We start from the raw sequence: 20651 nt of genomic DNA, 5'->3' as shown, positions 1-20651 counted from the left end.
ATCCCGGACAAATTTTGCTTTCCATAGTTTGGAAATTCACCGACTTGAGATCGACACCGCCGCAGGTGACAAATTCTTCTTTAAAAGCACCTTTGCCTGTAATCTGATATTCACCGCGATTGAGTTCTTGAATCAATCGATCGAGCGTTTTATTTGCCAACCCCGCCCACCGATCTCCAGCTTGAATGCCGATATAACTGGTTAAAGATTCCCACAAGCGATGGGGAATCGGCACGGGACAACTATTTTGAATGGTTTTTTGGGGTAATTGCGATTTGACAGCGAGGATTAGTTCTCGCAATTTATCGGGGCGATATTCTGGCAACCAATCGATAATGAGGGTAGTTTGATACCGAGATTCGGATAGAAACCGCGCGCCCCAGGCCGATAATTTTAGCACTGCGGGGCCGCTCACACCCCAATGGGTAATTAATAATGCCCCAGCTTGATTTAAAGTCGCTTTTTTACCAGATCCAGCTAATGTAACTGTGGCAGCTTTAACGCTGACTCCTGCTAAATTTGCCAGTCGCGGATCGGGGATATTGAAGGTAAATAAGGATGGTACGGGGGTAACGATCGGATGTCCTAGTTGTTGCGCCCACTTGTAGGCACTGGGATTGCTACCCGTAGCGAGTAAGACTCGATCGGCTGTCAGAACTTGCCCGGATTTGAGGTTTACAGCCCATCCTGAAGGCTGCTGGGGCGTAATTTCACTCACGGCAGCCCCCGTCCAAATTTTGACCCCAGCAGCCGCCGCAGCGTCCATTAAGCACCGGACGATCGTGTCGGAGTCGTCGGTAGTCGGAAACATCCGTCCGTCGGCTTCGGTTTTGAGTTTGACCCCACGATCGGCATACCAAGCTACGGTATCTTGAGGTTGGAAGCGAGTAAATGCTCCCCGCAGAGCCTTATTCCCGCGCGGATAGTACTGCACTAATTGAGTAGGATCGAAACAGGCATGAGTGACGTTACACCTACCGCCACCAGATATTTTGACCTTAGCTAGGGGATATTTACCCGCTTCGAGCAGGGTAACGCGGGTATCGGGATAAGTTTGGGCGCAGGTAACAGCAGCAAAAAAGCCAGCCGCACCGCCGCCGATGATGATGATTTGAGACACGGGAAGAGATGGGAGTTGGGAGATGGGAGGGCGTTGGGAAAATCCCCTCCCTGGAGGGGTGCCCGTAGGGTGGGGTGGGTAGATCTTCGCTAAAACCTAAAGCCTAAAGCCTAAGCCCCATGAGCGCGGGGGGTGTCGTTACTATCGCTAGGAACTACTTTGGGTGTGAATTTAGAGACTTCGCCTGCGGTGGTGGCTGCGGTATCGGTGAGGGCGGTTCCGGTGGCGAGGGCGGTGAGTTTGGCTGTTAAGATCTGGCGGGGTTGTTCGCCGATGGCTTGGGCGAGGACTTCACCTTTATTATCGAAGAAGACAAAATGGGGAATGCCATCGACGCGATATTTGGTGACTTCTGGCAGCCATTTGGTATTATCGACATTGAGCATCGAAAAGTTAATCCGATCGCTAAATTCAGCTTTAATGGCGGCGAGATCTGGTGCCATTGCCTGACAACTGGTACACCAATTAGCATAAAATTCCATGAGTGTGGGTTTGCCATTACTAAGCGCGATATCGATCGGTTGTGCTTGTTTGGCTTGGGTTTCGAGACTATCTGTAAAGTTTTGAGCGCGTACGCCGAGGGCGAGGGCGACAACTAAGATAATGGCGATCGTCACGATCGCAAAGTTACGCATTCGTTGTGGTGCGGGGGTTGATTGCATAGTAATAAGTTTAATATTTGATAATAATACGTAGATTTAATATATCGCGCTGTTTGCATCATCGGGTCTAACCCAGTTGTCTAAACGTCTCGATCTCCAGTGTTAAACTGTCAAATATCAACTGTCAACTGCTTAAAAGATGTTGTCAATTCCTACATTCCCCGAAGTCGATCGCGAGCTAATTAGATCGCTAGCTGTTTATAGCGATCGAGAATTAGTTAGTTTGCATCAATTACATCCCGAACAGGGTAAATTTTTTACAGCGTTATTTTGTCGGTATGGGGCGATCGTACATAGTGTGGTTCAACATGCTGTGGAGTCTCAGGTTCAAGCCGATTATCTATTTGCGATCGCTTGGCAACAAATTTTTGACGAGCTAGATCGAGTCAAACTTTCGGCAAATGCCGAAGCTACTAATTGGCAAAATTGGACGATCGATATTACGGGTAGTACGATCGATCGCACTGAGATTCCACCAGCAGATCGGATTCGCTATAGTTTAGCCGCCGCACCCCCACCATTAAAATGCTACCTCGAACGGGCACTCGATCGCATCCCGCCGCTATCGCGCCTAATTGTGGTGATGACTCAAAACCTGAAGTGGAACGAACAGCGGATCTGTGCGTATTTACAAGGTGAGGGGCAAAAAATTCCCGTCGCTAGTATCCCCGATTATCTGGCGGAAGGCTATCGACAATTAACAGCGGCGATCCCTGAAGATATTCGAGATTTATATCTGCTAAGTGCTGACGCGCCGACGTTGTTAGAAAGTCGATCCTGAAGCAGCAGCGATCTTTTCAGCAAGCCAACGATCGAACATTTCGGAGAGAATTTGCTGCTGGAGCTGTTCGTCTAGCTGAGGTTCGACGATCTCTTCGACTTGAATTAGATGTACGCCGACTGCGGTGACGATGGGTTTGAGCAGTTGGGGTGGCTTTGCTGCAAAAATGGCTGCGGAAAGTTCGGGACGAAGTTGTTTGCGTCCAACTTTACCCACATAACCCCCACGGCGGCGAAGTTCGGGGTTGGTAATATATTGCTGTGCGACATCTGCAAAGCTGAGATCGCCTTCAAGCAGGGAGTAGTAAATCTCCATTGCTAAATCGGAGTCTTCGAGGATGACTTCGTAGATAATGGCACCGCTATAGTCGAGCAGATTTTGGTAGAATAATTGCTCGATCCGATCGCCAAATAAGTGTTCGGCTAGTTTGTGAGAAATTAGATCTTGAGTGACCATATCTTCAAAATCATCGATCGATAGGCATCTCTCCTCCAGCCATTTCTGAGTGGCTTCGGCACTCTCTAATTGGTTGACAAGCCGAAACTTATCGGCGGCTGTTTGTAAGTCGGTGGTGGTGAGTTCGATGCCGACTTTCTTGACTTGACGATCGATTGTTTTCCGGCGCACGATTCGCTGTCTTAATTCGGGTATTTTACCTGCGATTTTAGCTTCGTAGATTAATTCTCGATCGCTAATTTGGTTGTCGATATTTGTGGTCATTATCCATCAAGTTATTTTAACGATTATTAGTACTTAATTTTTTAAAAGGATCGAGTATAAAGTCGATAATTCGGCGGTGGCGAATCACGATTTCGGCAGTAGCTGGTTGACCTGATTTAAATGGCAGGCAATTACCTTCATATTTAATACAAGACTGACCTAGTTGTACTTCAATTTCATAACTAGCGATCGTTCCTCCCGATGTCATCTGGGCGATCTTGGAGTTGGGAGCGACCCAGGTTAATTTCCCCTTAACTACATCATAACTTTCAAATGGGAATTCATCAAATTTGAGTTTGACATCTTTTTGGATGTTAGGAGCGGCTTTTGCATCTAAAGAGTTACGTAAGGATTCGCTCTGAATGGCTGGGATTTCGCCTTTGAAGACTAATCCGCTGGTGTTGGAGGCAATTTCAACAATTAGTTGTTTGGGCTGGACTACAGCTCCTTCTCGGTTAATTGGCAGTTCAAAAATTGTGCCATCTGTATTGGCTTGGATGGTGTGTTTTTTGATTTGGCTAGTTAAGAAATTACTTTGCGCTCGATCGCGGGCTATTTCCGATTTTAAAGCTACAATTTGACTTTCAACTTCTTTAGACTGCTGTTCGGTTTTAAGTACGGCAATATTACCACCTTTTGTCAAGCTTTGAGAACCGCGTTGTTGCTCGACAAGCCTGAGTTTCGACTGAGCGATATCTGATTGATTTCGCGAGATTGTACCTCGATAAATCTCCTGTTGCTCTTTTAGTCTGAGTTTGGCTTGCGCGATATCGGCTCGACCTTGCTGTAAGATTTTTTGATAGTTTTCTTGTTGTTCTTTAACTCGAAGTTTTGACTGTTGGAGTGTGGCGAGTGCTTGGGTGAAGAGCTGATTTTTTTCGAGCGCGATAGTCGCAATTTCTTTAGTTTTAATTTGAGCGATCGCACCAGTCTGATAGAGTTTACTATAACGGCTGACTTCGGTTTGAGCATCTGTGAGGCGATTCTGCGCCATCAAATGGTTAGTTTTAGCATCTAGTACTCCTTGCTCGGCTTGACGCACTTGAGTGAGTTTTTCAGCCTGCTGGAGATTATAACTGGATTGGCGATCGGCAAGGGTTTGTTCGGCTTGACGCAGTTGAGCTAGTTTTTCGGCAATTTGGTTGCGAGAGTTAGTTTCTAGGGTGGCAATATTTTGCTGTGCTTGGGCGATTTGGGATTGTTTTTCGAGCAGTTGTGCTTGATTTTGCTGTTGTTGAGCGGTAGTTCCCACCCCCATTTGATTTTTCATCAATAATAATCGATCGAGGCGTTGTTGCGCGCCATCGAGTTTGAGTTGATTTTGATATAGTTGTTCGCGGACATTTTTGGCATCGAGTTCCATAATTATTTGTCCGGCTTTAACGGTATCGCCTTTTTTTACATATACTTTCAGTACGGCGACGCTACCTTCAATATCGGCTTCACGTTTAATGGTATTACCTTTTGCTTCTAATCTCCCTCTGGCGGTACCAATTTCATCCATCTGATAAAAACACGCCCACGGAATGGCAATCCCAACAAAGGCTACTAGTAAATATAATAATCCCCGCGTCCACGGGAGAGGCATCATATCGATTAATTCTTTTGCCGAACTCGACCAATCATTTAGTTTGCTCAGTGTGGTATGAGCGATGCCTGTAAATTGACTGGGTGAGTTATCTTCAAAATTAGCTGTACGAACTAATTGACTCGATTCGGAACTTTCTATTTGGGAAGAGCGATTTAATTTTACAATTCGATCGCAATTAGGCTCTCGATCTTGGAGACTGTGTACATCTCGAATTTTATCGGCTATTTCTCGATCGATATTTCCTTTGACTAGATATGCTTTAATAGATGAGTTGGGGAAATCACTAAGATCGCCACGATCGTTATAACTGCTGAGGATAATTATTTTAATATGCGGATGTTTTTGACTGATAATTCGAGCGGTTTGCAAACCGTCGAGTCGCGGCATATCGAGATCGAGTAAAATGATATCTGGCTGTAAATATTCGAGTTGTTCGATCGCATTATAACCATCTACGGCGGTACCAATAATTTGGATGTCTCGATGTGGCTGTAGTAAGGATTTAAGTTTTTCTCTGACTACCCGGAGATCGTCTACTAGTAAGATTTTTATCGGTTCTGGATGACTCGCGGCAAGCATGATTTAGTATTAATGATGAAGTTTATGGTTTGAGTTTAAGATGATTTTTATTAAACCGCAGAGACGCAGAGGACGCAGAGAAAGAAAGAGAGAGAGAAAAGTAAGTATAGTAATGTTCGATCTTAGCTTACAGTACATGGATTCACTATCCACTATTCACTATCCACTCAAAACTAATTGCTATTCTTGAATGGTAACAAGTTGCTGGTGATTTAAATGATAGTATTGTCCGCGTTTGTCCATGAGTTGTTGATGATTGCCGCTCTCGATCAACACTCCTTTATCTAAAACTAAAATTAGATCGGCGTTGCGGACTGTAGAGAGCCGATGGGCGATAATAACCGTACTGCGATCGCGTCTAATTTTCTCTAGGTTATTTTGAATTATTTGTTCTGATTCGGTATCTAAACTACTAGTTGCTTCGTCAAATATTAATAGGCGGGGATTGTTTAATAACGCTCTGGCGATCGCAATTCGCTGGCGTTGTCCTCCAGATAACATGCCGCCACCTTCACCAATTTCGGTGTCGTATCGCATGGGCATTTTCCGAATAAATTCATCGGCACCTGCTAATTCGGCGGCGCGTTCGATTTCTTGCTGACTGGCTCCTGGTTTGGCAAGTGTGATATTTTCTTTGACGGTACCGCTAAACAAAAATGTATCTTGATCGACTACGCCGACTTGCGATCGCAGGGAATGTAATGAAATACTGGTAAGGTCTTTACCGTCGATTTCGATCGATCCGTTGATGGGCTGATATAGTCCTAAAATTAATTTTGAGAGGGTAGTTTTCCCCGATCCGCTGCGTCCGACTAAGGCGATCGTTTGTCCGGGTTTAATCTCAAAATTTATATTTTCTAAGATATTAGTATCGGCATTTTTATTATATCTAAATGTCACGTTCTTGAATTTGACATAGCCTTTGAGCTTACCGATATCTTGCCGATGAGAGTCGCGATCTTCTTCCGGTTTAGCTTCAATGACATCGCACAATCGTTCGATCGCAATGCCGACCTCTTGAATCTTATTCCACAGTACTGCTAATCGTTGAAAGGGACTAATCACATTTGCCGAGAGCATATTGAACGCAAATAGCTGTCCGATTGTAAATTCACCAGAGATAACTAGCGATGCACCGAGCCAAATTAACGCGGTACTACTAATAGTATTAATTGTCGAACTAATCATCTGGATTTGAATGCCCATAATTTGTCCGCGATAGGTTTGCTTGATTTCGCGATTGAGTCGTTCTTCCCAGCTCCACCTGACCGATTTCTCCACAGACATCGATTTGACGGTACGGACACCATTGAGGGCTTCGATTAAATAACTATTTTCATCATTAGTCGCATTAAAGATCTCGCGCGACATTTTTTTAAGAAAGGGTGTCGAAGCAAAAGTGAGGATTAGAAATGGTGGAATTGAAATCAGCGTGACGAGGGCTAATTTCCAACTATAGATAAACATCAGCGTGGCATAGACAAACACCGACATTAAATCGAGCAAAACTCCTAAAGACTGTCCGGTAATGAAGCTTTGAATTTTATGATTCTCTTGAATCCGCGAAATAATATCGCCGACGTGACGAGAATCAAAATAGCTCAACGGCAAACTAAACACATGCCGAATGAAGCCAATTATTAAAGCTGCATCGATCCGATTGGCTGTCTGTGCCATTAAATATTGTCGTAGCCCCGACATCGCAATTTGAAATCCGCCAAAAATCAGCAAGCCGACCCCAAAAGCAGCTAAACTACTTTCAGACTTATGGACGATCGCCCGATCGAGAATTAATTGGGTAAAAATTGGCGAGATCAGTCCAAAAATCTGTAAAACGATCGAAGCGACAAAGATTTCGATGACTGTGGTGCGATGCGGGATGACTAACTGAAATAATTGCCATAAGTCGGTAGACTTACCCTCAGTTTTCTGGAGCGCGAGGGTAGGTTCCATTAACAAGCAAAAACCCGTCCACCCCTCGTTAAATTCCGGATATGTTAATTTCCGCTGACCGATCGCCGGATCGCCGATGATGATATATTGAGGATTAATTTCAAATACCACCACATAATGATTGCCTTCCCAGTGTAAAATCGCAGGTAGTTGTTGAGTTGCCAATCGATCGAGACTTGCTTTAACGGGGCGACTATTAAAGCCCAAATTCTCGACAGCATTTGCCAACCCTTTGAGCGATGCCCCATCGCGGTTGACATAAGCCAATTCCCTCAGCCGATTGATATTAAAATCTCGCCCCCAATATCTACCCACCATCACCACACACGCCGCACTACAATCGGCAGCACTATGCTGGGCGTAAAATGGGTAAGCATGAGTGACTTTGCGCCACCATTGCCCCATCTTTTGGCTGGGAGTGGGAAAATAAGCCTGTTTAAAGCGATGATTGCCTGGAGGCGCGGCTGGATCTCCTCCCTCGCTGGGATCTGGAGCTTGGGAAGTCACCACTGTAGGAGCTAACGGGCGAATCTGGCGATTGGCTAGCGGTGGTTGCGGATGGAGTCCGCGTTTGGGGCTATGGAGTGCTGAAGGTTCGAGTTCGCCCCTGAGAATTGCATCGAGATGCTGCGCGCGTTCGCTCAGATGGGTGCGAATTGCAGGGTATCTGCCCCACCAAGCCTCAATAACAGCTTGGGGAATAAATCCTACTAAAATTTCGATACCGCCTACTACCAGGGCAGCCTTGGCGAGGTAGGAACTAAAATCTGCATCGGGAAACAGAGTGCTCGCACCAAAGCTTTTACCGACAGTCAGCGTCGCGATGCGTTCGCCCTGAAGGTCGAATAATCTGACTTTCCCCGCTAAGATAATGTAAATGCCCGATCGACTGTCGCGAGACTGCCAAAAACTCGTACCGGGGATAATTGTCAATAACTCAGTCTGCACTTGAATTTCACTCAGATCTGCCAATGCGATCTCCGTTCCCAGTACTTGAGTCAATCGTTCGGTTGGAATAGTAGCAAGCAGGGAATTTTCAATCATAAGTTGTGGACAAATCGAAATAATAGCTATCGGTGCTAAGTAGATTTTTACTAGTTCCGATGGTTAGACGGTTGGCTCTCGTCGTACAAATCGGCAATAATTAGATGCGCCGATCTGGAGATCTGATTTTGAGGGAAACTTATACCATTGTCTAAGTTACCTTCTGCTTTAATATCGCCGAGCAACCGATTGACATGTCTGGCACTTATTCTAATATCAAATTCCTGAGATAATTGTTTGCTCAACCATTGCCCCGTCCAGCGAGAAAATGCGTAGCCTAAATCTTTTGGGCTGGTATTTACTAACTCTTTAAGTCGATCCAAATAGTCGGAAGTAACGGTTTTTGGACGACCGATTGGTTGCATTTGCCAATTGTGAGCTGCACCAGATTTGGCGATCGAGATCCAATATCTGGCAGTCAAGGAAGAACAATTTAACTGCCGACAAATTTGAGTCTGAGTCTTACCTTCATCGGCTAAAAGCATTATTTCAATCCGCTGTCGATACTCAGGAATCGTTTCTATTTTCAGGTGTTTTCCTAGTAGCTGACGTTGAAAGTGGGTTAGATATCGGCTAGATAATTGCTGCCGATCGAATCTATCGGTTTGAGTCATAATATTTTGGCCCAACTCTTAATCCAATATATGGTACGCGATCTTTAATGGTGCGATCGCTGTGCTTTACTATTTCTTAATTTTACTATTAACAATAGTAAATACTTGAGCAGCCAGTTTATCCGTATTCACTTAGCTAAAATTTGTTTTATTAGACACAAAGATATATTTAAATTAACTATTATCGGCAATCGTGCCGAATACAAATCGGCAATATGACTCAAGATAGTAAGTTTGGGCTGTTACGCGTTAAGCTATTATTCATTTAATTTACATCCCTTGTGCTCTCGCTTATTTTTACTACCTACATGCATCGAGTAAATAAAGACTGGAAATAAACTTTCCAATTGCCTGCTCGATCTCATAAAACCTTGGCATTTTATCCAAAATCGATCGTGAAAATTATTTTAGATGCAGATAATGTTTTTGAGTACCTCGATAATCTTAATTATTGTCAGATTGCCGAGCGATCGAATATCGAAGTTACGCTCGTACCTGCAAAAAACTTCAATTTATTACTAACATTTAGCGATGGTAGAACCTTATTCGTCAAGCAAGAAAATCGCGATTATTCCGGACAAACTAAAGGAGAATTTTGGGCTGCTTGGCAAATGCAGGAATTAATGGTGGCTTTTCCAGAGTTTGGCGATCGCACCAGACATTTTTTACCAGAGCTAATTTACTTCGATCGCGTGAATTCGATCTTAATAGTTAATTATCTTACTGATTATTGCGATCTGTACCGACATTATATTAATGAAAATCAATTTTCAACCGAAATTGCGATCGCAATTGGTAAATCACTAGCAAGTATCCACAGTCAAACATTCAATCGAGAACAGTACCGAGAGTTTCTAACACAATCTATTTTCGATCGATCTCTCGATTCAGAACCTAGCTATGTTGACGATCTTATCCGCCGTCTTGCGCGAATTACCCCTGATATTTTTGCAATGATGCCGATCGAATGCCATCAGTTTTTTAAGCTTTATCAACGCTTTCCTAGTCTAGCACGATCGATTGCCGATCTTCGCCAGTCGATCGCACCGAGTTGCTTAATTCATAACGATCTTAAACTTAATAATTTGCTTTTAGATCTGCAATGGCAACAACCAGGATCGCAGTTAATTAAATTAATCGATTGGGAACGCGCTGCTTGGGGCGATCCGGCTTTCGATTTGGGTTGTTTGTTAGGTAGTTATTTAGAAATTTGGTTGGATGGAATAGCGATTAGCAATACGCTGAGTATTAACGAGTCATTACAATTAGCAACTACACCACTAGAACTACTTCAACCATCGCTAGGTGCGCTCGTTGAGGCTTACTTAGACGGCTTTCCAGAAATTATCGCCACTCGGAGCGATTATCTCGATCTAGTAATTCAGTTTGCAGGAATATCTTTAATTCAACGTATTAAAATTACGATGGATGGAGATCGATTTTTTGGCAATCGAGGTATTATTATGCTCCAAGTTGCCAAGCAATTATTATGCGAACCACAAGCAGCTAAAATTACATTATTTGGTAGCGATATTACCCAAGCCGTTAAAAATAATAATTAATGTCATTTCAAACCCAATTAACATCGCTGGTAAATGCAGTTGAAATCGATCGCGATTTTACGATCCATCATGCAAATTATTTACCACTAACTATTTCTCCAGATTTACGGTCGAGATTTAAACAGCTTGCTCCCGAATTGCAAACAAAATATGTTGTCGCTCGAATCAGGAATTATTTGTACGATATCTACTTCGATCGAAGTTTATTAAACATCCAAGCAATTGAGGCAGCCGAGCTGGTAACATCTTCAATTAAAACCCAACTTATCGATGGTGTCGATGTTGATTTTTACCAGCGACTCCAGCAGAGTAATACCAGTCTAGGGTATCGAGATCTCAATTGGCAAATTATTGCCGAAACCGAAGATCGAGAGCTAATTGTTGTCAAAGATGGCTTGCATTTACACATCTCCCGCCAGAAACATCTGCCGCCAGAGTTTAAGCAAGCAAATATTGGTGAAACTACTTCAATTTACTTACCACATAATTTAGTCGATCGCGATACTTATATATCAGTTGGTAGCTATGGTTCGCCACAGCCATCTTCATCAGTGCAACTTTACTTTAATTTTACCCCCGATGCCGCAGTGGCGATCGTCCGAAAACTTACGGGTGAATTAAATCAATTAAAGATTCCCTTCCAGTTTGCCATCTTGCACGATCCTGCTTTATTTTATCGCTGTGATTGCGGTACGCTGCGGCTCGATCGATCTAATTATTCGATCTTACAATCGCTAATAGCAGAAATTTACCACGCCTACCAATCCGAATTTTCGCCCCAAGTGCCACTATTTACCAAGCTGCTGGCACCAGGATTGAGTATTGCCGAGGTACCAGTCACTGGGAGTTCGTTTGGGATGCAACGATGCGAACTACTCGCCACAGGCTTATTTACAGCCTGCGAAGGCGGGCAAATAGCTGCTGACAAGCTCAGCATTGTCGAGCGCGTGCTGAGGGCTGCTAAAGTCGATTTAGCCCAGCCATATCTCAATCCCGCTGGGAGCGACTGTTACGATAAATTTGGCTAAAACTAATACAATTATGTCTCCTAAAATTAGCCAGTGCGATCGTTTTGTCCGCCGAGAATTACGGCAATAGTAGCGATTGAGTCGGAATATACATAGATTTAAGCGATCGCCGATCGCCCTAGCCTAGATTTTATACATATCGTTATGTCTTTTCGATCGAGTCTAGAGGGTTGTATCTCAATAGTCGATCGGAGATTATTGGATGTGACCGAGATCGCTAGCTAGGGATGACTTAGTTAGTGGTTCAAAACTTGTAATCAGGAACGGATCGAACATGGCTTTGATTGAAATCTCAAACTTAAAACCTGCTGGTAGCGAACTATTTGCCAGTGAAGAAAGCTTTTTGACAGAACTTCAAGCAACCGATAGCAGCCAGATTTTTGGCGGCGGTGGACACAAGCACGGCGGTGGTAGCAAGAAAAGTAGTAAGAAGAGCAGCAAAAAAAGCAACAAAAGTAGCAATGGTGGCGGTTATGGCTGTCCTCCCCATCCTTGTTTCCCTTGCCACTAATCGATAATCGATCGATTACCGATTAAATTTTATAGATATTACCCCCAACCTACCACTTGCAGATCGAGTAGCTTGGGGGTAATGCATTGTCTATTCTTTGACACCCGTGCTAGCAACTCCCTGAATAAATTGCTTCTGTCCGATTAGAAATAGTAACACGATCGGTACCGTCGCAATCCCTACCGCTGCCATCAGGAGTTGCCAACTATTAGTAAACTGCTCTTGAAATTCGGCTAAAGCCAGTTGTACCGTCCGCAATTCGGGACGAGTCGTAAAAATTAGCGGCTTGAATAAATCGTTCCATTCGCCGATAAATGCAAATAGAAACAGCGTCACCAGCGCAGAGCGGGATAATGGCAAGATAATTCGCCAGAGCACTTGCAACCGCGTCGCCCCATCGAGCATGGCTGCTTGCTCGAGTTCGATGGGAATAGTCAGAAAAAATTGCCGCAGTAAAAAGATCCCAAACCCACTAGCAGCCGTAGGGAGAATCAGACTGCTGTAAGTATCGAGTAAATGTCCCCACTTGAGAATTAAGAAGATCGGGATTACCAGTAGTTGAAAAGGGATGACGAGCGTTGCCAGTATCAGCAGCAGTAAAGCTTCCCGTCCCCGAAATTTAAGTCGCGCCAGCGCGTAACCTGCCAATGCCGATGTAAAAATTTGGGCAGCCGTTACCGCTAGTGCCACCAAAGTGGAATTTGCAAACGCCAAGATAAAGTTACCTTGCTGCCAAGCCGCCTGATAGTTGGCGAAAGTGATGCGAGTCGGCAAGCTGAAACCATTGGCAGTAGACCCGACTGGCGTAATTGAAGTGATGAAAACCACCACTAATGGAGCCATAATTAAGCCAGCACCAATCAGCAGCAGCAGCCAGTTGAGAATTTGCCACCAACGAAAATAGCCAGGATCGGATAACTTATGCACGGTTTTGGTCAGCGATCGGTTAAGATAGAAGGGTTTGAAGATAGTAATAAATCTTTAGATTACCTTGTAAAACATTACAATTGCTGTATGTGTTCGCGGTAAAGGTGCAGCCACCAGTCGGTTGGGCATAAAATTAAATATTATTAGGATACACAGGAGAAATCTAACTTATGGTGCAGATTGCGGCCAGTTTGGAACTTAACTTTACCAGCGAGACCTACAAAGATGCTTACAGTCGCATCAATGCAATTGTGATCGAAGGCGAACAAGAAGCCCATGAAAATTATATTACACTGGGCGGATTATTGCCGGATTCCCAGGACGAACTAGTCAAGTTAGCCAGAATGGAACAGCGACACAAAAAGGGTTTTGAAGCCTGCGCTCGCAACCTCACAGTGACTCCAGACCTAGATTTCGCCAAAGAATTTTTTGCTAGACTGCACGAAAACTTTCAAGTTGCGGCTGCTGCGGGTAATGTAGTGACTTGTCTGTTGATTCAATCGCTGATTATCGAATGCTTTGCGATCGCAGCTTACAATATCTATATCCCAGTTGCCGACGCTTTCGCACGGAAGATTACCGAAGGTGTAGTTAAAGATGAGTATATGCATCTAAATTTTGGTGAAGTTTGGCTGCATGACAATTTTGAAGCCGCCAAAACCGAATTGCAAACCGCCAACCGTCAAAATCTCCCCTTAGTGTGGAAGATGTTGAATAATGTTGCCAAAGATGCCAAGGTGCTAGGCATGGAAAAAGATGCCCTAATTGAAGATTTTATGATTGCCTACGGTGAGGCGTTGAGCAATATCGGTTTCAATACTGGCGAAATTATGCGGATGTCAGCCTATGGCTTAATTGGCGCATAGTTTGGTTAGGAAAGATGCCCCGATCGAAGATTTGACGATCGCCAAGCGCAAGCGGGATTTTGGGTGTGGGAGAATGGGAAAGAAAGAGTTAGGACAGTTGCTGCTCAGTCCCCCGTCCCCTCGTCTCCTACTCTCCCAGTCCCCTAAAAATCTAACCCTGCGCCCCCAATGTTTTTAGATCGTTAATTTGTGCTTTTGTCAAGCCCTCGACACCAGCAATATTCATCCCCTCATAGGGACGACAGGCGCGACGGGTAGATAGTAGACTGCCATCAGCTAGATCCCAAATCCGCACGGTTTCATCTTCACTCGCACTAGCCAAAAATCGACCGCAATCACTGGTGGCGACAGACCACACCCAGCTTTGATGCCCTGTGAAAGTATCGGTACACAGTCCGGTTTCCATCGACCAAACCTTAATCGTTCGATCGGAAGCACCGCTAAAGAGCCATTTACCGTCGCCACTATAGGCGAGCGATAAAATCCAACCTTCATGTCCGACGAGGGTATGACATAGCGCGCCAGTTTCGATATTCCACATCAGAATTTGGCGATCGAGACCGCCGCTAGCCAGAATGGTACCACGCGGATCGAAAGCCACCGCGATCGCCCGATTGGTATGTTGGGAGAAAGTTTGGACTGGATCGGAGTCGTGAAAATTCCAGAGTTTAATGGTCCGATCTTCGCTGGCACTGGCAATCAGATCGCGATCGGGATGATAAGCTAAACCGCCAATGCGATCGGTATGTCCGGTGCGAACGTGCAAACATCGCCACCGATGGGTGTCCCAAATTCTGACGCTCAAATCGCTACCGCTACTGACTAAATATTTACCATCGGGACTGTAGACGAGGGCGAGAATACTATCCGTATGTCCCCGCAAAATCTGGAGACAGGCGAGAGTGTTGGCATCCCAAATCCTAATCGTGAGATCGTCGCCACCGCTAGCAAATGTCACTCCCTGGGGGTCGTAAGCGACAGAAATCGTTGATTTAGTATGGCCTGCTAACTGATGTAGATAAGTTTGCCGATTCTGCTCCGCAGACACTTCGTGAACGCAGCCCCACACCCGAATCAGAGCATCGTGACTAGCCGTAATTAACGTCTGGCAATCTGGACTCCAGGCGATCGATTTAAACCAATTCGTATAACCATTGAGTGACTGCAAACACTTACCATCGCTAACTTGCCAAAACCGAATCGTCCGATCTTCCCCGCCGCTAGCGAGGAGATCGCCATCGGGATGAAATGCGACCGACCATAATCGCTCGCTATGTCCCTCCAGCCGATGCAGACAGCAACCGTCGCTCGTCCGCCACAGGCGCAGCAGTCCCCCCACCCCCGCACTAGCAAAATACGTCCCATCGGGACTAAACATCGCCGACCAAATCTCATCGCCATGTCCGGTCAACACCCGCCGACATTCTTCCCGATCGGGCACTTCATCCGTACTCTCAGAGACATCCCAAAGGCGCAAGGTACCATCGAGACTGCCGCTGAGGAGTGTGGTGCCATCAGGATGATAATCGACGGTTGTAACCAGGTTTTCGTGCCCCTGTAATACCCGATCGCACCGACCGCTGGCCACATCCCAGATCCGAATCGTCCCATCGGCACTTCCACTGGCTAACCGATCGCCATCTGGATGAAATTTTACCACCATCGACCAATCTCGATGCCCCTCAAATTGACGGATACATTTCCCCGTATGCAGATTCCAATAATAGATGAGATTATTAGCACTACCGCTAGCCAAATAGCGACCGTTGGGACTAAAACCAAGTCCGAGCGTGTGAATGCCATCGCCGATCGTTTTTACACAGCTACCATCTTGCAGATCCCAAAGTTTAATCCGGCGATCGTCGCTAGAACTAGCTAAATAACGACTATCGGGACTAAATTGAATCGATCGCACCCAATTATCATGTCCCGAACAAGTCAGCAAAAATTGACAGTCGCCAACCGACCACAACCGAATTTCGCCATTACTATCGCTAGCCGCAAGTAGCTTGCCATCGGGACTATAGGCGATCGCCAGAATACTACTAAAAGTCTGGGTGAAAGCGCAATCGACCATCTGGGCGTTGGTAAAATCTACCCGCTTTAAATCGATACCGACTAAATATGCCTGTCTCACCACCACCGCCGAGCAGTCTAAATCGGTCAAATCTTGCTGGAGATGCGTTAAAAAATTCAGCAGATTGCCTGCTAAATATCCCGGTTGGAGCGAATGGGCGACTTGCCAATTGGCTAATATGTGGCGGAGATGCTGCCCGATTTGGTGCGGGTTGCCGATTTGCGTCCGCAATACTTCGATCGCGGGTTGAACGATCGTCCGTAATTGCGCCAGTCTGAGATACTCCTTGGCATTTGCCTGAACGATCGCGTGAGTATTTAGCAACACAGGTTGCGATCGTTCGATCTCAGTACAAATCTGCTCTACAAATTTGCCTGTCACGTATTCCATCACCATTGGTTGCAACGTCCAATGTCGCTTACCGCGTTGACGCGATCGATCCCAGGCAACATCGCCCGGTTCGGAACGCGAAAAAATGATGCTGCGACGGTGCAAAGACTGTAAAGCACTCAGCAGATAATCACCCTGACGGTGCCGATTCCAAGCTGGGTGTAACGATCGGGTCAAATCGCCGATCGACATCGCCTCCCGCCCGATTGCCAGCCAGTACATTACCTGTTGCTCTTCGGTAGTCAGGCGTTCCCACTGCTGTTCCAGCAAAATATAAATATCTGCAAAGCCCAATTTATTCGATCTCAAGTACGGGAAAATCTCACTCACATCCCCATCGGCGACTTCCTGCACCGTTGCAGCAATTAGTTGAAATGCCAGTGGATTACCGCCACAGTAGCGATCGATCTCTGCCCATTCTAACTGTGCGATCGGCAGACACCCTCGATCGGTAAAAATTCGTTGTCCGGCGGTGGCATCCAATCCTGGTAAAATTAAAGTCCTGACTTTGGCATGAATACCTTCGAGATGACCGATCTCAGTCGGTTTTTCCCTACTGGTGAGCAATAAACAGCTCTGATGATTCAGCCGCCCTAAAATGCTAAATAACTCACCATAATCGGCATAGCCCGATCGATATTGTCCCACCTGCGCCCCTGCCTCAAAAATTGATTCGGCATTATCCAAGACAATCAAACAGCGATGTTTCTGACAAATTTCTAATAATAATTCGAGTTGACTAGTCACCATCCTCGGCATCAAATCTACCGATAACTGCCGCAAACTGCCACCGCGATCGGGTTTCAACTTCAAAGCACCAGTCAAAGTGCGAATTAATTCTGGCAATAATTCCTTCAACGGGAGCGGATTGAGCAAACTCCGCCATACGATACAGCTAAATCGATCTGGATCGAGCCGTTCTGGATCGGCTTGAATCGCGGCTTGAAAATGTTGAACCAGTTCTAGGGAAATCGTCGTCTTGCCCATCCCACCCATCCCCAAAATCGCCACCAAGCGACAACGATCGTTTACCATCCATCGTTCCAGGCGATCGCGTTCTAGTTCGCGTCCGTAAAATGCCGAAATGTCCATCGCCTCTCCCCAGTCGATTCCTGGTGAAACCGCATCGGCGATCGCCGCTTGCGGCTTGACAAGTGGCTCAAATGATGTTAGCAATTCTCTGAAATTTCTTTTAGAAATCTTGCATTGAGTCGCGATCGATAGCATCCGCCATACTTGGGCACCGATGCATTTGAGGTAATTACTTTCATAACCAGCAGTTTTAGCCAACTCTCGGTACGATCGACCCTGCCAAGCCGCCCGAAATACCATTTCTTGAGGCGGAGTCAGATACCTTGGAGCCAGCAATTCTTTAACGATCGCCTCAGCACGCTCTAATTCCATTGATTATCCTCTCCGCAACAAGTTTTACGTCGATGCTACTTAGGATAACCGATTGGAGTGGGGGACGGGGGACTGGGGAACGGGGAGACTGGGAGACTGGGAGACTGGGAGACGAGGGGACGAGGGGACGGGGAGAGTATTTAAGATTGACTTTACCCTTTACCCTTTACCCCTAAAACCTAAAGCCTAATCAATCGGAATTTCTTGTAATAACCGTTCGATCGTTTGAGAGCCGCGCCGACCGCCGATCGTTAGAATGCGATGCGATAATACATAGATTGCCAGATCCTTGACATCATCGGGTAAGGCATAAGCGCGCCCTTGCAACCATGCCCAGGCTTGTGTCGCCCGGTAGAGTGCCACCGAACCGCGCGGGCTGACACCCAAGCTAATTTCCCGATCGTGGCGTGTGGCGCGGACTAAATTGACGATATACTTCTGAATGGCTGCATCTACTTTGACTTGTTGACACTGCTGCTGCATTGATTGAAGTTGCTCTAGCGAAATACAGGGTTCTAAAGTAGCGATCGAATTACCAGTCGATAAGCCTTGCAACATTTGTAATTCTTCCTTTGCATCTGGGTATCCCAAACTCAGAGACACCATAAATCGATCCATCTGTGCTTCTGGTAGTACGAAAGTCCCCTGCGACTCGATCGGGTTTTGGGTAGCAATTACAAAAAAAGGTGCCGCCACTGTGCGCGAATGTCCATCTAAGGTGACTTGTCGTTCTTCCATCACTTCTAGTAATGCCGATTGAGTCCGAGGAGTCGCGCGGTTGATCTCGTCTGCCAGTAAAATATTGGTAAATACTGGCCCAGCGATAAATTCAAATTCCCGACTGCCAGGGTTCCAGATATTCGTCCCGGTAATATCGGAAGGGAGTAAATCTGGCGTACATTGAATGCGCTGAAATTTGCCATCGATCGATTTTGCCAGCGATTTGGCAAGCAAAGTTTTACCCACGCCAGGAACATCTTCTAGTAATACGTGCCCCCCAGCCAGTAGAGCTGTTAACACAAGCTGAATCGGACGATCTTTACCCACAATCTGGCGGGCGATATTCGCTCTGAGCCGCTCGATGGGTAATGGGGAAACAAGAGTAGCCATAGTTTATTACTGGGGTAGTCGAATGAATCGCGATTTTTAAGAGATCGTCAATTCTGGTTCGGGGTTAATTTTTGGTATCACTCTATATTGCCCACTTCCGATCGAGACTATTCCATCTCCGATCTCCGATCTTCCAACTCCGATCTCCCAGTGGTGTTGCAATCCAAGCACCACGCCATATCTGGTGTCTTGAATTTCGATCGAAATTTAGCGTACAATCTAACTCCATCCCTATCTCTTTTGGTAAAAATGTACTATAATAGAAGTAGCCAGATTTAACCCCCGATCGAACTTTCAACTGCCAACAACCTCAGTGCATCACCAATAAATTCATTCGCCCCTTTTTGGTGTCCCCCATGTTATCAGCTCCTCCCAAACCCGCCAGCATTACTACCAATCCGCAGAGTCGATTTGCGACCAAATCTGCCGTAGCCATGCATCTCAAGCGATCGCCAGATGAAATTTATCAAGTCAATTGTTGGCGGTATGTGGTACATGTTGTTGGCAAAAAAACGAGTACATTTGTCAGCTATGCAGACTTACCGCCGATCGTTGGTGTAGCATTGCCTAACCATCGAGACGTTCGTGCTTGGCGCAAACGTTGGAAAAAATACGACCATATCGCGCCGCTATTTTGGCACAACTTCTATGCCGAAAAACTCCGCCGAGTGCAGACAATGGCAGAACTCCAAGCCTGGGAAGAAGTCCTCAGCTATGTCGGATTTGGCTTACCAGAATCCAGCCGCATCGAACTCGAAGGCATCTGCGCCGAAATGACTCACTTTCTATTTAGTCATGCAGCATAGAGTTAGTGGAAAGTTGAAAGTTGAAAGTTGAAAGCGGGGAGTTGACGGCTAACTCCCTATTCCCTATTCTCTAGAGTAAGTGGGAAGAACCACCATCAACAATGGGTTTCCCGTACCTGTACAAATCCTGGGGATTTGAGATGATAGATGTATCGACAAAAACCAACCCAGGAATCAACCGATGAACTTCAATATTCACTCTCTTCATAACTGGTATCGTAGTTTATTACAAAACCCCAAATATCGCTGGTGGGTGGTTGCGGCTTCTGTAGTTTATCTAGTCAGCCCGATCGATTTGGTTCCTGATTTCTTACCTTTTGCAGGGTTGGTAGATGATACGCTAATTATTTCTTTATTAGTAGCTGAAGTGGCTCAAGTCGCTAAAAATAAATTGCAATCCCAGAGCAATCGATCGACTGTAGATAAAGCAGATTTAACAGGTCAAGTTATTGATGTACAGCCAATTCGATAGAGAATCTGAGTCCGGGTTAAGGATATTTGCTTCATTTCAGCCTCCGATTAAAATCGGGGCTAGCGATGCAAGGTCCGCCTACGCGGACTAGGTAATTAGTCCGCGTAGGCGGACTTTGCATCACAAGCCGAGACTTCCAGTCTCCAGGCAACTCTTAACCCGAACTAACGTTAGATAATCAATCTAGAATAAAATAATGGTAGTAGGGGTAATTCATGAATTACCCCTACCATTATTTTGAGCGTTCGATACTTAATTTAAACCTTGAATTTATCTGTAATTCGTTTCATTGCTTCTTCAACATTTGCCCGACTATTGAATGCCGAAATTCGGAAATAACCTTCACCCGCAGCTCCAAAACCAGAACCGGGAGTACCGACAACAAAGCAATTTGTCAGCAGCTTATCAAAGAAATCCCAGCTCGATAAACCAGC

Annotated in this window: 16 protein-coding genes and 1 pseudogene; 7 read left to right on the top strand and 10 right to left on the bottom strand. The window is 45.6% G+C overall.

The window, feature by feature from the left end:
- Positions 1 to 1120: NAD(P)/FAD-dependent oxidoreductase (locus RMO79_RS11860; protein ID WP_310483372.1), on the bottom strand; the 1120-nt coding region annotated here is incomplete at its 3' end.
- A gap of 110 nt (positions 1121 to 1230) precedes the next feature.
- Positions 1231 to 1782 (bottom strand): thioredoxin domain-containing protein, encoded by a 552-nt coding sequence (locus tag RMO79_RS11855; RefSeq protein WP_310483371.1) that lies wholly within the window; start codon positions 1780 to 1782, stop codon positions 1231 to 1233.
- Positions 1783 to 1921: 139 nt separating this feature from the next.
- On the opposite strand from RMO79_RS11855, the gene RMO79_RS11850 reads away from it, so the two are divergent.
- Entirely contained in the window at positions 1922 to 2563 is a 642-nt protein-coding gene (locus RMO79_RS11850; RefSeq protein ID WP_310483370.1) for a sigma-70 family RNA polymerase sigma factor, read from the top strand.
- Here the strand turns inward: RMO79_RS11850 and RMO79_RS11845 are convergent.
- The 4 genes from RMO79_RS11845 to RMO79_RS11830 all read right to left on the bottom strand — a co-directional run bounded on the left by RMO79_RS11845 (position 2546) and on the right by RMO79_RS11830 (position 9064).
- Entirely contained in the window at positions 2546 to 3283 is a 738-nt protein-coding gene (locus RMO79_RS11845; RefSeq protein WP_310483369.1) for a peptidylprolyl isomerase, read from the bottom strand. The genes RMO79_RS11850 and RMO79_RS11845 overlap by 18 nt on opposite strands.
- A 16-nt stretch (positions 3284 to 3299) precedes the next feature.
- Positions 3300 to 5453, bottom strand: a complete 2154-nt coding sequence (locus tag RMO79_RS11840; RefSeq protein ID WP_310483368.1) for a response regulator — start codon at positions 5451 to 5453, stop codon at positions 3300 to 3302.
- Positions 5454 to 5633: 180 nt separating this feature from the next.
- Entirely contained in the window at positions 5634 to 8450 is a 2817-nt protein-coding gene (locus RMO79_RS11835) for an ABC transporter transmembrane domain-containing protein (RefSeq protein ID WP_310483367.1), read from the bottom strand.
- Positions 8451 to 8500: 50 nt separating this feature from the next.
- Complete coding sequence (locus tag RMO79_RS11830) at positions 8501 to 9064, bottom strand: helix-turn-helix domain-containing protein (RefSeq protein ID WP_310483366.1); 564 nt, start codon at positions 9062 to 9064, stop codon at positions 8501 to 8503.
- Positions 9065 to 9459: 395 nt separating this feature from the next.
- Between RMO79_RS11830 and RMO79_RS11825 the strand changes: the two genes are divergently transcribed.
- The 3 genes from RMO79_RS11825 to RMO79_RS11815 all read left to right on the top strand — a co-directional run bounded on the left by RMO79_RS11825 (position 9460) and on the right by RMO79_RS11815 (position 12165).
- Positions 9460 to 10626 (top strand): phosphotransferase, encoded by a 1167-nt coding sequence (locus tag RMO79_RS11825; protein WP_310483365.1) that lies wholly within the window; start codon positions 9460 to 9462, stop codon positions 10624 to 10626.
- The gene (locus tag RMO79_RS11820) at positions 10626 to 11654 is read left to right on the top strand and encodes a T3SS effector HopA1 family protein (RefSeq protein WP_310483364.1); all 1029 of its coding nucleotides are present in this window, start codon (positions 10626 to 10628) and stop codon (positions 11652 to 11654) included. Before RMO79_RS11825 ends, RMO79_RS11820 begins: the two co-directional genes overlap by 1 nt.
- Before the next feature lie 274 nt (positions 11655 to 11928).
- A complete protein-coding gene (locus tag RMO79_RS11815) occupies positions 11929 to 12165 on the top strand; it encodes a hypothetical protein (protein WP_310483363.1) in 237 nt (78 codons plus the stop codon).
- 90 nt (positions 12166 to 12255) lie between these two features.
- Here RMO79_RS11815 and RMO79_RS11810 read toward each other — a convergent pair whose 3' ends face one another.
- Positions 12256 to 13008: a carbohydrate ABC transporter permease gene (locus RMO79_RS11810; RefSeq protein WP_396136578.1), complete on the bottom strand. Its 753-nt coding sequence runs from the start codon at positions 13006 to 13008 to the stop codon at positions 12256 to 12258.
- 254 nt (positions 13009 to 13262) lie between these two features.
- On the opposite strand from RMO79_RS11810, the gene RMO79_RS11805 reads away from it, so the two are divergent.
- The gene (locus RMO79_RS11805; RefSeq protein ID WP_310483361.1) at positions 13263 to 13958 is read left to right on the top strand and encodes an aldehyde oxygenase (deformylating); all 696 of its coding nucleotides are present in this window, start codon (positions 13263 to 13265) and stop codon (positions 13956 to 13958) included.
- 151 nt (positions 13959 to 14109) lie between these two features.
- On the opposite strand, the gene RMO79_RS11800 is transcribed toward RMO79_RS11805, so the two are convergent.
- Both RMO79_RS11800 and RMO79_RS11795 read right to left on the bottom strand, forming a co-directional pair.
- On the bottom strand, positions 14110 to 17829 hold the full coding sequence (locus tag RMO79_RS11800) for an AAA family ATPase (protein WP_310483359.1): 3720 nt from the start codon (positions 17827 to 17829) through the stop codon (positions 14110 to 14112).
- A 186-nt stretch (positions 17830 to 18015) separates the two neighbouring features.
- Complete coding sequence (locus tag RMO79_RS11795; protein WP_310483357.1) at positions 18016 to 18939, bottom strand: MoxR family ATPase; 924 nt, start codon at positions 18937 to 18939, stop codon at positions 18016 to 18018.
- Positions 18940 to 19295: 356 nt separating this feature from the next.
- Between RMO79_RS11795 and RMO79_RS11790 the strand changes: the two genes are divergently transcribed.
- Together RMO79_RS11790 and RMO79_RS11785 are read left to right on the top strand one after the other, a co-directional pair.
- Positions 19296 to 19745 carry a hypothetical protein gene (locus tag RMO79_RS11790; RefSeq protein ID WP_310483356.1) on the top strand — a complete coding sequence of 150 codons (450 nt, stop codon included), beginning with the start codon at positions 19296 to 19298 and terminating at the stop codon, positions 19743 to 19745.
- Positions 19746 to 19926: 181 nt separating this feature from the next.
- Positions 19927 to 20217, top strand: coding sequence for a YkvA family protein (locus RMO79_RS11785; RefSeq protein WP_310483355.1), 291 nt, complete (start codon positions 19927 to 19929; stop codon positions 20215 to 20217).
- 257 nt (positions 20218 to 20474) lie between these two features.
- Here RMO79_RS11785 and RMO79_RS11780 read toward each other — a convergent pair.
- Positions 20475 to 20651 (bottom strand): annotated as a pseudogene (locus RMO79_RS11780) (LL-diaminopimelate aminotransferase); the annotation flags it as partial.

Origin of the sequence: Chamaesiphon sp. VAR_48_metabat_403 (assembly GCF_031422475.1) — a bacterium.
GTDB lineage: Bacteria > Cyanobacteriota > Cyanobacteriia > Cyanobacteriales > Chamaesiphonaceae > Chamaesiphon.
Note: the sequence above shows the minus strand (reverse complement) of the source record. Positions and strands in the feature narration are given on the sequence as shown.